The sequence below is a fragment of the Pseudoflavonifractor sp. genome, assembly GCF_050943825.1.
Classification (GTDB): Bacteria; Bacillota; Clostridia; order Oscillospirales; family Oscillospiraceae; genus Pseudoflavonifractor.
Genome location: NZ_JBMNPX010000013.1, coordinates 49,387 through 63,135 on the forward strand (window position 1 = coordinate 49,387; position 13,749 = coordinate 63,135).

Below are 13,749 nucleotides of genomic sequence, written 5' to 3' on the forward strand. Positions count from 1 at the left end.
TTTCCTTCCCGCCGCGGCAGGGCGGAAAAGTTGCGGGGTGATTATGGAATTGGTAAAATGAAGATTACCAATTTGTAATTTTTAAATCACTATACCCCTTTTTTGGATGAAAAGCAATAAAGAACTTTAAAGACATGCCGCAGCCTTGGCAAATGCGCCGGAATAAAACAAAAAGAAATGGTATTTTTCTTAGAAATTAAAGGGCTGGTTCGATATACTACAAGCGTGGAGCGGAAAGGAACAGCAGAATGAATCGGTTTAATACAATTTTTCAGAGCATCATCGACGGAGACGAAGAAAAGACCGTAGCACAGTGTCGAGAGCTGCTTGCAAAGGGCTGCCGTCCGGTTGACATTCTGGAAAAAGGGATGATTCCGGCCATGGACCGCCTGGGCATCATGCTGAGCAGGGAAGAGCGGTTTATTCCGCAGATCCTGCTCTCGGCCAGAGCCATGCAGAAGGCGGTGGCCATCATCCGGCCGCTGCTGTTGGAGCAGGCCGATGGAGCAGAGCACCGGGAGAAGGTCGTGGTGGGAACCGTCCGCGGGGACATCCACACCATCGGAAAAAGCCTGGTGGGAATCATGCTCCAGAGCGCCGGGTTCGATGTGACGGATCTGGGTTCCAATGTCAGCGCCGAACGGTTCATCGCCCAGCTGCGGGCGGACGGCTCCCGCATCGTGGCCATGTCCGCCATGCTGACCACTTCCATGGCCAGTATGAAGGAGACCGTGAAGCGGATTCGCCAGGAGGACTTCGGCTACCACGTCCACATCATCGTAGGAGGCGGGCCCATCACACCCAGCTTTGCCCGGGAGTTAGGGGTGGAGTTCTCCGGCACCATGATGGACACAGCCCGACTGGCCACTGAAATCAGCACAGAGCGGCGGGAGAAGCCGGGGCGCTGAGCGCATCTTAACACACGTCAGAAAAAGCAAGTACATATGAAGGAAACAGACATACGGACAATATTTGAAAAGGAGCGGGAATTTATGTCTATTCTCAACGAGATCACCGAGCTTGTTATCAAGGGCGACATCATGGGTACCAAGGCCAAGGTTACCGAGGCTGTGGAGCAGAAGCTGGAGGCCACCGACATTCTGAACAACGGCCTGATGCCCGGCATCAACGAGATCGGCGAGCGGTTCGCCAAGGGCCAGATCTTCGTGCCCAACGTGCTCATGTCCGCCAAGGCCATGAACACCGGCGTGGAAGTGATTCAGCCCCTGCTGGCCGCTGGCGGCGACACCACCATCGGCACCGCTGTCATTGCCACCGTGAAGGGCGACCTCCACGACATCGGCAAGAACCTGGTGGGCCTGATGATGAAGAGCGCCAACCTGAAGGTCATCGACCTGGGCGCCAACGTCCCCGCCGAGAAGTTTGTCGAGGCTATCAAGGAGCACAACCCCGACATCGTGGGTCTCTCCGCCCTCCTGACCACCACCATGAACGAGCAGGGCCACGTCATTGAGGTTCTCAAGCAGGCCGGCGTCCGCGACCAGGTCAAGGTCATGATCGGCGGCGCCCCCGTCACCCAGGCCTGGGCCGACAAGATCGGCGCCGATGCCTTCACCGCCGACGCTGCCGCCGCCGCCCGCTGGGCCAAGGAGTACGTGACCAGCATCCGCTGAAGTATCAACCGCCGTTCCGGCCGGGCGCCGGACAGACATGAATGAAATGGAGGATGAATTCCCATGGTAGGAAGAGTCAAATATAACGTGCTGAGCGACCAGGAACTGGAGTACATGAAGAGCCGCATGGAGCAGCTGCTCATCGAGCGGGGCATCCACCTGGACCACGAGGAAATGCTCGCCGAGCTGGCCGCGCTGGGCTGCGTGGTGGACATGGAGAAGAAGGACGTCCGGTTCACCAAGGAGCTCATCGACAAGGCGGTGGCCGCCGTCCCTGAGAAGTTCACCCTTTATTCCCCCAGCGGCAAATACGACCTGGAGTTCCCCAACCCCACCGGCAACTTCTACACCCGCACCAATACCGGCGCGCCCAACTACCGCACCGTGAAGGGCGACACCCACTACACCACCCTGGAAGAGGTGGACGAGTGGTACAAGATCACCAACGTGATGGAGAACCTGGACTACGTCACCCTGCCCTCCACCTCCGGTGAGTATGTGCCCGGCGACGCCGTGGATGTCTACACCCTGGAGAAGGCCCTGAAGCACTCCGCCAAGCACATCTGGATTCAGCCCTATGAGTCCGCCAACGTCCAGTGGCTCATCGACATGTCTGCCGCCGCTGTGGGCGGCCTGAAGAACCTGCAGGAGAAGCCCATCGTCAGCTTCATCTCCTGCGGCGTGCCCAGCCTGACCTTCAAGCACATGGACGCCGAGGTGCTCTACCGCTGCGCCAAGTCCCGCATCCCCGTGCAGCCCTGCTCTCTGCCCACCGCCGGCGCCAACACCCCCGTCACCGCCCAGGGCACCGCCTTCATCGCCTGCGCCGAGGTGTTTGCCCAGATCGTCATGCTGGAGCTGATGTGCCCCGGCCTGCCGGTCATCGCCACCACGCTGCTGTTCTCCATGGACATGCAGAGCACCTACACCCTCCAGTCCAACACCGAGATCACCATCGCCCGCCTGATCTGCATGGAGCTGTTTGAGCGGGGCTACAACATCCGCGCCCACTCCTACGGCACCGGCACCGACAGCGTGGTGATGGACGAGCAGAACTTCATCGAGCGCACCAACCTCATCGACGCCATGGCCATGAGCGAGGCCTCCGTCCTGGGCGGCGCCGGCCAGCTGGAGACCGCCAAGACCATCAGCCCCCTGCAGCTCATCATCGACAATGAGATCTTCGGCATCGCCCGCCGCATCCGCCGCGGCCTGGCCGTGGATGACGAGACCCTGGACTGGGACGAGCTGATTGCCGGCCTGGACAAGGATCCCAGCTTCAGCTTCCTGACCAGCGAGCACACCTTCCGCCACTTCACCGAGCCCCACCGCCCCGACATGTTCAACCGCGACAGCCCGGTGAACTGGGAGATGAACGGCAGCAAGACCCTGCTGGACAAGGCTCTGGAGAAGTTCAACGCCATCATGGCAGCCGAGGACGTGTACGAGCTGCCCGCCGACAAGGCCGCCGAGGTGGAGAAGGTGCTCAGGGAGGCCCACAAGGCGCTGGTAAAGGAGTAAGCGCACTCCGGCCATCTGCGATATGGCCCGCATCTCCGTGCGGGCCATATCATGGATCCGCCCCATAAGCGGTTTCGGCGACGAAATTCCGCATGTGTGTCTGGAATTTGAGAGAAAGGCGGTTTAGAGATGAAAGTAACGAAGACGGAAAAAATCTGGCTGATTCTCACGGTAATCTTCTATATCCTCTACAATCTCCCCGGTGTCCCGCCTTATGGCGAGGCCATTCCCACGCTGATTCACGCGCTGCTTACGGTCGTACCCATCTGGATCATCGTCTATGTGGGCCTGGTAAGGGTCTACCGGATTTACAAGCTGAGAGATGATGCGGACGCGCCCCCCGCGTCCAGTACAAAGGAGGGATAACGGATGCTGAGCGCCAATACTATCTGGATCGCATTTGGCCTGTACATGTGCTTCCTCATCGGCGTGGCAGTCTACGTTACGCTGAAGGAGCGCCGCCAGAAGAACAAGGGAAGCCTGCTGACCGCCTCCGTGCCCTGGCCGGTGCTGGTAATGACCTACATCGCGTCTCTGATGAGCACTTGGGTGTTCTTCGCCGGCCCCGGCGCCTACTACCGCGGCGGTCTGGGCTACTGGCTGTCTGAGATGAGCTACATTGCCCTGTTCCCCATTATCGCCCACTTTACCATGAACAAGGTGTGGATCGTCAATCAGGCAAAGGGCGGCACCCTGGTCACCCCCGCAGACTTCTACTATGAGCGCTTCAAGAGCAATGCGCTGCGCACTATCCTGGGCATCATCTTCCTGGTCTCCGCCGTGCCCTACGTCACCTCCACCCTGGTGGCCATCGCTCAGGCGGCCCAGTACGCCACCGACGGCGCCATCAACTACCGCATGGCTGTTATTGTCATCGGCCTGACCATGACGGTTTTTGTGTGCATCGGCGGCATGAAGTCCGCCGCCATGGCGGATACTGTCCAGGGCCTGCTGTTTATTGCCATGCTGTGGGTCATCGTCATCGCCTGCCTTATCGTGGGCTTTGGCGGATCCCTGCCTGCGGCGGTGGGCAACCTGTGGGAGAACACGCAGTCGTTCTTCTCCTATCCCGGCCCCTCCGGCTGGACGCCCTACGCGGCCCGGTTCGGCTATCCCTTCTCCTGCGCCATCGGCTGGACCATCATGCTGCCCCACGTGTTCGTCCGTTCCGGCTATTTTGGCGACAACATGAAGACCCAGCGCAAGCTGTCCTTCCTCACTCCTGTGCTCCAGGCTGTGGTATGGACCGGCACCATGATGATCGGCCTTATCGGCCTGGCTCTGGTCAGCAACATGACCGCCTCCGAGTCCGAGCTCATCATCCCCTACCTGGTGAAGAACTTCGTGCTGGACTTCAGCCCCGTGCTGGCCACCGTGCTGATGATCGGCTTCTTTGTGGGTTCCGCCGCCGTGGGCCTGTCCACTGCCAACGCCTTCCTGGGCGTCAGCGCCGCCATTGTATCCTCGGACCTTATCAAGAATACCTTCCACATCAAGGTGCCTGAGAAGAAGGAGACCATGGTCAACCGGGTCATTATCGTGGTCATCGGACTGGTGTCCACTGTCCTGGCCATCAATCCGCCCGATCTGATCTTTACTCTGATTATGTTCTCCATCGCCATTGTAACGCCCCTGTTCTCCGTGCTGGTCTTCGGCCTGTACTGGAAGAAGGCCACCAAGCAGGCCGCCATCGTCTCCTCCATCGTGGGTACGGTGCTGGTCCTCATGACCTACTTTGTGTGGAACGTGGGCAACACCTGGTACGGTGCCTTCGGCCTCCTGGGCTCCACGGTGACCATGTTTGTGGTCAGTCTGGTGACCAAGCAGCCCGAGAGCGACGCCGCCCCCTTCTATGCCACGCTGGAGGCCGGCATGAACCGGTTCTACAAGAAGGCGGATAAATAACTTCAATCATCAGCCGCGGCGCGGGGGAGCGCGTCTCTCCCGCGCCCAACTGGAAAGGAATCTTGCGAAATGGGAAAAGAACTGATTTTCAAGACCATGCGCCATGAGCCCACCGAGCGGGTGCCCTGGGTGCCCTTCGCCGGTATCCACTCCGGCAAGCTCAAGGGCTATACCGCCCAGGAGATTCTCCAGGACGGCCAGAAGCTCTACGAGTGCCTGATGGAGGTGGCCCGGCTCTACGGTCCCGACGGTATGCCCATCATGTTCGACCTCCAGCTGGAGGCGGAGATTCTGGGCTGCGAGCTGATGTGGGCCCAGGACAATCCGCCCTCCGTGGCCACCCACCCCTATGAGGGGGACAACAAGGGCATCCCCTGCCGCTGCAAGCTGCCCACCCCCGAGTCCGGCCGTATTCCCATTATGCTGGAGGCCATGACCAAGCTGAAGGCCTCCGTGGGCGACGACATTGCCCTCTACGGCCTGATCTGCGGCCCCTTCACCCTGGCCTCCCACCTGCGGGGCAGCGAGATCTTCCTGGATATGCTGATGGACGAGCAGTATGTCCGGGACCTGGTGAGCTACTGCGCCGAGGCCTCCATCCGGATGTGCGACTACTACATCAAGGCGGGCATGGATGTCATCGCGGTGGTGGATCCCCTGGTCAGCCAGATCGCCCCCGAATCCTTCGACGCCATGCTGGCCGACTCCTTCAAGGCCGTGTTTGACTACATCCGCAGCAAGGGTGTGTACTCCTCCTTCTTCGTGTGCGGCAACGCCACGCCTCAGCTGGAGGTCATGTGCAAGACCAATCCCGACTCCATCGCGGTGGACGAGAACGTGGACTTTGTCTACGGCAAGAGCGTGTCCGACAAGTACAACATCGCCATTAGCGGCAACATCCCCCTGACCACCGTCATGCTCCACGGTACCCCCAAGGACAATATGAAGTACGTGGTGGACCTGCTGGACAAGGTGGAGGATCACCGCAACATGATCGTCAGCCCCGGCTGCGACATGCCCTACGACGTGCCCGTGGAGAACACCGTGGCCTGCTCCCAGGCGGTGAAGAACACGGACCAGTGCCGCGAGATGCTCAAGGACTACACCGGTCCCGACGACAGCGGCATCCACATCGAGCTGCCTGACTACGAGCACCTGGAGAAGCCCTTCATCGAGGTCTTTACTCTGGACTCCACCCAGTGCGCCGCCTGTACCTACATGATGGCCGCCGCTCAGGCCGCCAAGGACTACTTTGGCGACAAGATCGACATCATCGAGTACAAGTACACCATCCGCGAGAACGTGGTCCGCTGCAAGAAGATGGGCATCACCAACCTGCCCACCATGGTCATCAACGGCCAGATCCGCCACGTCTCCATGATTCCCGACGGCAAGGCCCTCCGGGAGGAGATCGAGGCCCTGCTGTAAGCCTCAAATCACTTTGATTTAGTGCGGAGCTCTCCCGGTGTACGGCTGCGCCGGGCAGACAGAAGATTTGCGCAAGTCTTCAAGAGATGAATCGATGCCAGTCAGTTCATTTTGCCGCATTAAATATCTCCCTCAAAAGAAACACAGAGCGCCCGGCTTGGGGAGCCGGGCGCTCTGTGTTTTATATATTATAAAGGTAGAGAGGCGGGGTCAATGCCGTAAATCTGGACCACCTCCAGAAGGGGGCTTTCGGCCAGGTCCAGCACGGTGACAATCTTGCCGCCGTCCGAGTCCAGGTCCACGCCGAAGGCCTGCCAGGCGTACCAGGGGAGATAAGCACACTGGGCTTTGAGGGCGCTGTCCGGGTCGGGGGCCTTGGGACCGAAGATGCCGGAGAGCAGGCTGTACGGAATCCCGTCCAGATGCTCCAGGGCGAACTGGACCACCTGCTGTCTGGTCTCAGCGTCGGCGTCCTTTACCCGCAGGACCATGAAGTTGGAGTAGGTGCGCCAGTGCTGGGCGTTGACCTGGGCGCTGTCGCTGCCAAGAACGACCGCCTCCAGGGTGATACCCAGCTGGGGGTCCACCACCAGGGAGGCGTGGCCGTGCCGCCAGCCGTATGTATGGGTGGAGAAGGAGAGAATGATGTCGCCGGGCTCCAGGGGAGCCAGCGGCACCGAGTAGACCGGGTTTCCGTCGGCGTCCCGCAGCCGGTCCTCCTTGGTGATGGGAGGCAGGTCGAGGCACACCGGCGTCTGCTCTGCAAAGAAGCCCGCCTGGGTCTCCAGAATCTGCTCCACACCCTGGCTGCCCTGGGAGAGCAGCGCGTCCACCGCCGGTCGGGCCAGACCGGTCTGGAAAAAGATTGTCTCATAGTCCTCGTCGTCCAGGGAATCCTGTTCCAGGATGGGGGAGAGGTCTATTTGCTCATAGTCCGAGGAAAAGTACGGGTCCCGGTGGGCCCAGAAGGTCTGGAGCAGGGCGTTGAGACCAAAGAATATGACTACGATGGCCACGGGAACCGCCGCCCACAGCCATCGGCGGCGCTTTTTCCCGGTTGATTTTGTCTGCATATACACTCACCAATCTTTCATAGGACAGGGGTCGCACCTCATAGGATTATATATCAAATTCCGCGATTTGAAAATGGGGGAACGGCCATGAAGAGCAGAATCGCCGATCTGCGGTGCAAGGAGATCATCAATGTGACCGACGGCAGCCGCTTCGGGTATGTGGGAGATGTGGAGGTGGATCTGGATACCGGCCAGATCTGCGCGCTGGTGGTGCCGGGGCGGCTGCGGCTGTTCGGCCTGCTGGGCAGGGAGGAGGATCGGATCTTTCCCTGGGACTCGGTGCGCCGGTTCGGGGAGGACATTATCCTGGTGGAGTCGGGCGCACTGCGTGCCGGGCGTGAGGAACGCCGTCGCAGCAGGCGGGAGGGATAGAAAAAAATCCTGTAAAATCCGCATTTTATAAAATAAAAATGGAAATTATACTTGCAATCCGCAAAACCCTATGATAAAATACTCTAGCTGTGTAAAAGCACAGTATTACGCACACCGTTGTGACGGAGCGCCTTGTGCCCCATGGGCTGGCGGGCTCCGGATGAACTGGTGGAGGTAATAACTATAAAGGAGGAAACAAAACTATGGCAGTCGTATCTATGAAGCAGCTCCTGGAGGCCGGTGTCCACTTTGGTCACCAGACCCGCCGCTGGAACCCCAAGATGGCCGCTTACATCTACACCGAGCGTAACGGCATCTACATCATCGACCTGCAGAAGACCGTGAAGAAGCTGGAGGAGGCCTACAACTTCGTCCGTGAGCTGGCTCAGAACGGTCAGACTCTGCTCTTCGTGGGCACCAAGAAGCAGGCTCAGGAGGCCATCAAGGAAGAGGCCGGCCGCTGCGGCGGTTACTATGTGAACGCCCGTTGGCTGGGCGGCATGCTCACCAACTTCAAGACCATGCGCGGCCGTGTGGACCGTCTCAACCAGCTGAAGAAGATGCAGGAGGACGGTACCTTCGACATGCTCCCCAAGAAGGAAGTCATGAAGCACCTGGGCGAGATCGCCAAGCTGGAGAAGTACCTGGGCGGCGTCGTGGAGATGAAGAAGCTCCCCGGTGCTCTGTTCGTGGTTGACCCCCGCAAGGAGCGCAACGCCATCAACGAGGCCCGCAAGCTGAACATCCCCATCGTGGCCATCGTGGATACCAACTGCGATCCCGACGAGATCGACTATGTCATCCCCGGCAACGATGACGCCATCCGAGCCATCAAGCTGATCTCTTCCGTCATGGCCAACGCCATCATGGAGGGCAAGCAGGGTCAGGATGCCCCCGAGGAGAAGACCGAGGAGACCGTGGCTGAGTAAGCCATTTCCCACTGCGGACTTTGGAGCGCCCGCCCAGGCGGGCGGGCGCTCTTCATATTCATTATACAAATGTGGAGGTAACTTATTATGGCTTTTACCGCGAAAGACGTGCAGGCTCTGCGCGAGATGACCGGCGTTGGCATGATGGACTGCAAGAAGGCCCTGACCGCTTCCGACGGCGATATGGACAAGGCTGTGGAGTTCCTGCGTGAGAAGGGTCTGGCCGCTTCCCAGAAGAAGGCCGGCCGCATCGCCGCTGAGGGCATGGCTTACGCCGCTGTGATCGACGGCGTGGGCGTTGTGGTCGAGGTCAACGCCGAGACCGACTTCGTGGCCAAGAACGAGAAGTTCGTCAACTTCGTCAAGGGCGTGGCCGCCACCGTGGCCGCCAACAAGCCCGCCGACCTGGATGCCCTGATGGCCTGCAAGTTTGAGGGCACCGAGATGACCGTCACCGAGCAGCAGCAGGAGATGGTGCTGGTCATCGGCGAGAACATCAAGGTTCGCCGCTTCCACTTCTACACCGAGGGCGTTTCCGTGCCCTACATCCACGCTGGCGGCAAGATCGGCGTGCTGGTCAACCTGGAGACCAGCCTGACTGCCGAGCAGGTGGAGACCACCGGTAAGGACGTGGCCATGCAGATCGCCGCTCTGAATCCCCGCTTCTGGGACAAGAGCCAGGTGGATCAGGCCACTCTGGACGAGGAGAAGAAGATCATGATGGTCCAGATGGCCAATGATCCCAAGATGGCCTCCAAGCCCGAGCAGGTCCGTGAGAAGATCGTCATGGGCAAGCTGAACAAGTTCTACGAGGAGAACTGCCTGCTCCAGCAGGCGTTCGTGAAGGACGGCTCCGTGACCGTGGAGCAGTATGTTGCTCAGAGCGCCAAGGCTCTGGGCGGCACCATCACCTTCAAGGACGCCGTCCGCTTCGAGAAGGGCGAGGGCATCGAGAAGAAGCAGGAGAACTTCGCCGAGGAGATCGCCAAGCAGCTGGGCAAGTAATTGTGTACTTGTCCCCCCGCAAACAAGCACATTGTCCCGAAATAATGACTCACAAAAGAGTCCGAGGAAATTCGTTTCCCCGGGCTCTTTTTTTATTTCTTTTCTGTTTTTAGCCCGGGCTTTGGATTGATTTGGAACTAATTTGGAACTTTTTTCGAAAAAGATGGGGCCAGCAGCTTGTGGTCAAAATGGTTGGACAAACGACTGTTTTGGATGGGATGACCACATGGTATCTAAGGGAAATGGCATTTAACTCAAAAAATTGACAGCGAAATTTGAATTAAATGAAAAATTTGCGGATAGAATCATCAGATTTTTGATCTAATTCAATTTTTGGATGCAAAATTTTGAGTTAATTCAAAGAATAAAGATAAAAATTTGCTGATAAAGAAAACTGATGGAGATATAAGCCACTGGGGAGACAACTATTTAGGGAGGAAAGACGCATGGAACGCTTAGGAGAACGCACACGGGATATCCGATTTTATAGTCCCAAAAACAACGAGGTCGTGTGCCTCCACAGCAAGTGGGCCAGGGACTATGCCAAATGGCTGGAAGAGCAGCCGTGGGTGCAGAGTTATCAAGCCGGCTGTCCTTTGGATGCCGATATCATTAGCCGCATATCACGGGCAGGCATACGCACGGACTATCTGCAGACCGGGTGGGCTACTGATTTTGTTATCCAGTATGCAGACGGCCACAAAGGGGTACGAGAGTTCATTCGCTGGAAGCAGCTAAAGAAAAAAGCCTATATGGAACGCCTGGAGCTATCCCGCAGATACTGGGCGGTGACCGACACGGAGTGGATGGTGGTGATCGTGGATGGATAGACCACTGCGTTTTGTATGTCGGCTTGGTGTCGTTTTCCGGGTCCTGATAGAAACTCCATCTGGTTGCTGGCTCATTGATTGTAACGGGCCCTCTCCCCCATTTTTTGAGGCCGACCTGCACAGGTATGAGCGTGTACCAGCGCCGGATAGTTGGATGGAAGATCACACTATAACACCGGCTCAGGTGGTCCGCCTGAAGATGATCCAACCGTTGCTTGATTGCACTGATTGTATCTCGGACAAGTCCTTGCGTTACCAGATGGCGGCAGAGATAGCACAACAGAATCAAACCACCACACGCCGCATTCTACGCTTGTATTATAGGTATCTGGCCACAGGACGACTCATGCAAAAACGGAAGCAACAGATTAGCGAGAGCAACCAAATCATGGCGCGAGCCATCCGGCGGTATTACTATGGCTCCAAACGCTTATCCCTACGGGCTGCCTACGAGATGATGATGCTTGAGGATTATGTGGGCCATAATGGAGAGTTTGATAGTGATGCCCCCACATGGTCGCAGTTCCGGCACTACTACTATGATAAGGGATACCACAAGAATCCACAGAAAGTCATAGCTCGGGAAGGACTGACCAAATATCAGAGAGACCATCGGCCTGCATGGGGTTCCTCTGCTGGATGGCGGCCGCAGCCAGGATCGTATCAAATGGACGCCACACAGGCGGATATCTATCTGGTGTCCAGGAAGGATCGATCCATCGTGGTGGGCAGACCGTACATCTATATGGCAGTAGATACAGCCACCCACTTAATCGCCGGTGTCTATGTCGGATTTGACTGCGATGAGACTGCAGTGATGGCTTGTATCGCTCAGGCCACTATGGATAAGGTGGAGTACTGTGCTCGCTATGGAATCGAGATTACACCAGAGCAATGGCCCTCAGTGGGGATGCCAACGGAGATTATCACAGATCAGGGGCGAGAATTTTTGGGTCCCCGCATGTCGGAACTATGCCGTCGGTACGGACTGGAAGTACTGACCTTACCGCCGTTTAGACCGGATCAAAAGGGTTGTGTAGAGAAGTCAATCGACCTGCTTCAGCAGCGGTATAAACCACTATTACGAGGTAAAGGAGTCATTGAGGATGATGCCCAGGAACGATGGGCCACGGATTACCGGACACAGGCTGTGTTGGATTTAGACGATTTTACCCGAATCGTCATCCACTCCGTACTGTATCTTAACAGCGGGCGGCTTGTCGATGGCAAGACTCCAGCTAAAAGATGGCTTGAGATCTCCCCCAGACTGATGACGGTGGACATGGAAGAGCTTCACATCCAAACACTACCCCGGGATACCGCAAAACTAACCCGTAAAGGGATTCGGGTCAACCGCATGTGGTATGGCCCGGATGATGCGACCGGGTTGATCATTGGAGATAGCTATACGATTGCTTATAATCCAGCAGATTTGCGTCGTATCCATATCATCCTGGCTGACGGGATCTGCCCATGCCATGCAGTTGAGATTGGCCAGCCGCTCTCTGTTTGTGAGGTTGATGCAGCACATGAAGCAGCTAAGAAGAGCAGGGGAGTGGCCCGAGCAAAAGAGACGGCATCAAGTATCGCCGCCACCCAGGCCATCCGAGCCATCATTGAGCACGCCGATGAACACAAGGAACCTATCCGTCAAGTCGATGGCAACACAATCAAGCACGACCAAATCACAGAGAGGGGGCGGCTGACATGAGCAAATATCCAACAGGTCATACGGTCGGGGCTGTCTACAATGGAAACAGCGGAAACCCATACCTGGCAGCCATGCCGGACATGCTGTCACCGGAGCAATTTTTGCAAGCCGTTGCAAGCTACCCACCTATCCCACACGACTTAGCAAAAATGTCGTCCGAGGAGCGCCGGGGGCTGCTACCATCACTCTCCTCCATCTATGTACCGATGCCGTTCCAGTATGCCATCTATGACACGCTATACCGGGCGATTGCCACGACATACCGTACAGCTGATGTGGTGGACTCGACCAGGGCAATCAATGCCTACTACTGTGGCCGAGACACCAACTATGCCACGCAGGCAGACAGCGGGTCAATTTTGGGAGTCCCGGGATGCGGCAAAACAGCCACCATACGCCGGTGTCTATCTACGATGCCGCAGGTAATCGATCATGTGGAGTACCAGGGACAGCCCTGTTACTGTAAGCAAGTGCTGTGGCTCCATGTTGAATGCCCGAGTGACTGCTCTGTCAAGACTCTTGGATTCTCTGTTATGGCTGCACTTGATCGGGCTATTGGCTCACATTATCTGGAATCGACGCAGGGACTACGGTCAGCATCTGCATCCGCCATTGCAGTACAGACAAAAATCCTGTTTACCAACCATCATGTGGGGCTATTGGTAGTCGACGAGATTCAGAACGCAGTGCTGACTGCCCGTAAAAATCGGCAGGAAAAGCCTCTGCTCCGATATCTGGTTGAGCTCACAAACGAGACAATGACCTCCATCTATTTTGTAGGTACACCGTTGGCGGAAGAATTGTTTACTGCCCAGGAGCATCTCAAACGGCGCACCAGAGGCATCCGACTGGCACCATTTCGGCCGGACGGGGTCTATCTTGACTTTGTACGCAAGATATGGCCCTATCAATACACCGCACAGGCGGCACCGCTGACCACATCCATCGGCAATAAGCTGTACGATTGCAGCGGCGGTATCCCGGCCTATGTGATTAAAATCTTTGCTGAGGCGCAGGCACAGGCCTTACTTATTGGCTGTAGCTCTATCAACGAAAAAGTGATCCAGCGGGCGGTCGATCTGTTGGCCATTAAGGTGCCCAGGACCTATGCGGCCGGAACTCATATCTCAGATTTTGAAATCGGGATGGATCCACCAGCGCCACCGTTGGAGCAAGAAGAAGTGCCACGGCAATACGCAAACAAAAGAGGACGCAAGGCAGCACAGCGGGATGATGGAGACCTGCTTATGGCGTACAACAAGAGTATTGACCTTGAGGCACACCTAAAGGAAAACGGATATCTGGAGGCGGATTATCATGGGTAACCCAAAACTGCACTGG

General features: G+C 57.2%; 13 protein-coding genes. 12 read left to right on the plus strand and 1 reads right to left on the minus strand.

All coding sequences use genetic code 11. The features are described from left to right. Nucleotides 1-248 precede the first annotated feature (248 nt). The 6 genes from ACOX7T_RS10945 to ACOX7T_RS10970 all read left to right on the plus strand — a co-directional run bounded on the left by ACOX7T_RS10945 (nt 249) and on the right by ACOX7T_RS10970 (nt 6,488). Nucleotides 249-908, plus strand: a complete 660-nt coding sequence (locus tag ACOX7T_RS10945; RefSeq protein WP_433442673.1) for a cobalamin-dependent protein — start codon at nt 249-251, stop codon at nt 906-908. Between the two features lie 84 nt (nt 909-992). Further along, the gene (locus ACOX7T_RS10950; protein ID WP_433442675.1) at nt 993-1,634 is read left to right on the plus strand and encodes a corrinoid protein; all 642 of its coding nucleotides are present in this window, start codon (nt 993-995) and stop codon (nt 1,632-1,634) included. Between the two features lie 63 nt (nt 1,635-1,697). Next, nucleotides 1,698-3,155 (plus strand): trimethylamine methyltransferase family protein, encoded by a 1,458-nt coding sequence (locus tag ACOX7T_RS10955; RefSeq protein WP_433442677.1) that lies wholly within the window; start codon nt 1,698-1,700, stop codon nt 3,153-3,155. A 129-nt stretch (nt 3,156-3,284) separates the two neighbouring features. Beyond that, nucleotides 3,285-3,521: a hypothetical protein gene (locus ACOX7T_RS10960; protein ID WP_294519895.1), complete on the plus strand. Its 237-nt coding sequence runs from the start codon at nt 3,285-3,287 to the stop codon at nt 3,519-3,521. A 3-nt stretch (nt 3,522-3,524) separates the two neighbouring features. Further along, nucleotides 3,525-5,060 (plus strand): sodium:solute symporter family protein, encoded by a 1,536-nt coding sequence (locus tag ACOX7T_RS10965; protein WP_433442679.1) that lies wholly within the window; start codon nt 3,525-3,527, stop codon nt 5,058-5,060. Nucleotides 5,061-5,129: 69 nt separating this feature from the next. Beyond that, nucleotides 5,130-6,488 carry a uroporphyrinogen decarboxylase family protein gene (locus ACOX7T_RS10970; RefSeq protein WP_433442681.1) on the plus strand — a complete coding sequence of 453 codons (1,359 nt, stop codon included), beginning with the start codon at nt 5,130-5,132 and terminating at the stop codon, nt 6,486-6,488. A gap of 188 nt (nt 6,489-6,676) precedes the next feature. On the opposite strand, the gene ACOX7T_RS10975 is transcribed toward ACOX7T_RS10970, so the two are convergent. Continuing rightward, nucleotides 6,677-7,561 (minus strand): hypothetical protein, encoded by an 885-nt coding sequence (locus tag ACOX7T_RS10975; RefSeq protein ID WP_433442683.1) that lies wholly within the window; start codon nt 7,559-7,561, stop codon nt 6,677-6,679. Between the two features lie 87 nt (nt 7,562-7,648). On the opposite strand from ACOX7T_RS10975, the gene ACOX7T_RS10980 reads away from it, so the two are divergent. The 6 genes from ACOX7T_RS10980 (at nt 7,649) to ACOX7T_RS11005 (ending at nt 13,733) form a co-directional block, all read left to right on the plus strand. Then, a complete protein-coding gene (locus ACOX7T_RS10980) occupies nt 7,649-7,933 on the plus strand; it encodes a YlmC/YmxH family sporulation protein (RefSeq protein WP_433442685.1) in 285 nt (94 codons plus the stop codon). Nucleotides 7,934-8,136: 203 nt separating this feature from the next. Further along, nucleotides 8,137-8,862, plus strand: coding sequence for a 30S ribosomal protein S2 (rpsB, locus tag ACOX7T_RS10985; protein WP_006574480.1), 726 nt, complete (start codon nt 8,137-8,139; stop codon nt 8,860-8,862). 87 nt (nt 8,863-8,949) lie between these two features. Next, nucleotides 8,950-9,867, plus strand: coding sequence for a translation elongation factor Ts (gene tsf / locus ACOX7T_RS10990; RefSeq protein ID WP_433442688.1), 918 nt, complete (start codon nt 8,950-8,952; stop codon nt 9,865-9,867). Between the two features lie 446 nt (nt 9,868-10,313). Beyond that, nucleotides 10,314-10,697 carry a hypothetical protein gene (locus tag ACOX7T_RS10995; RefSeq protein ID WP_433442690.1) on the plus strand — a complete coding sequence of 128 codons (384 nt, stop codon included), beginning with the start codon at nt 10,314-10,316 and terminating at the stop codon, nt 10,695-10,697. Between the two features lie 388 nt (nt 10,698-11,085). Then, the gene (locus ACOX7T_RS11000) at nt 11,086-12,408 is read left to right on the plus strand and encodes a transposase (protein ID WP_433442692.1); all 1,323 of its coding nucleotides are present in this window, start codon (nt 11,086-11,088) and stop codon (nt 12,406-12,408) included. Further along, entirely contained in the window at nt 12,405-13,733 is a 1,329-nt protein-coding gene (locus ACOX7T_RS11005; RefSeq protein ID WP_433442694.1) for an ATP-binding protein, read from the plus strand. Before ACOX7T_RS11000 ends, ACOX7T_RS11005 begins: the two co-directional genes overlap by 4 nt. Nucleotides 13,734-13,749: the final 16 nt, after the last annotated feature.

Coding starts and splice junctions, on each gene's coding strand:
- ACOX7T_RS10960 (WP_294519895.1), top strand. CDS start 3,285: ATGAAAGTAACGAAGACGGAAAAAATCTGGCTGATTCTCACGGTAATC.
- ACOX7T_RS10965 (WP_433442679.1), top strand. CDS start 3,525: ATGCTGAGCGCCAATACTATCTGGATCGCATTTGGCCTGTACATGTGC.
- rpsB (WP_006574480.1), top strand. CDS start 8,137: ATGGCAGTCGTATCTATGAAGCAGCTCCTGGAGGCCGGTGTCCACTTT.
- ACOX7T_RS10955 (WP_433442677.1), top strand. CDS start 1,698: ATGGTAGGAAGAGTCAAATATAACGTGCTGAGCGACCAGGAACTGGAG.
- ACOX7T_RS10980 (WP_433442685.1), top strand. CDS start 7,649: ATGAAGAGCAGAATCGCCGATCTGCGGTGCAAGGAGATCATCAATGTG.
- ACOX7T_RS11005 (WP_433442694.1), top strand. CDS start 12,405: ATGAGCAAATATCCAACAGGTCATACGGTCGGGGCTGTCTACAATGGA.
- ACOX7T_RS11000 (WP_433442692.1), top strand. CDS start 11,086: ATGGCGCGAGCCATCCGGCGGTATTACTATGGCTCCAAACGCTTATCC.
- ACOX7T_RS10945 (WP_433442673.1), top strand. CDS start 249: ATGAATCGGTTTAATACAATTTTTCAGAGCATCATCGACGGAGACGAA.
- tsf (WP_433442688.1), top strand. CDS start 8,950: ATGGCTTTTACCGCGAAAGACGTGCAGGCTCTGCGCGAGATGACCGGC.
- ACOX7T_RS10975 (WP_433442683.1), bottom strand. CDS start 7,561: ATGCAGACAAAATCAACCGGGAAAAAGCGCCGCCGATGGCTGTGGGCG.
- ACOX7T_RS10950 (WP_433442675.1), top strand. CDS start 993: ATGTCTATTCTCAACGAGATCACCGAGCTTGTTATCAAGGGCGACATC.
- ACOX7T_RS10995 (WP_433442690.1), top strand. CDS start 10,314: ATGGAACGCTTAGGAGAACGCACACGGGATATCCGATTTTATAGTCCC.
- ACOX7T_RS10970 (WP_433442681.1), top strand. CDS start 5,130: ATGGGAAAAGAACTGATTTTCAAGACCATGCGCCATGAGCCCACCGAG.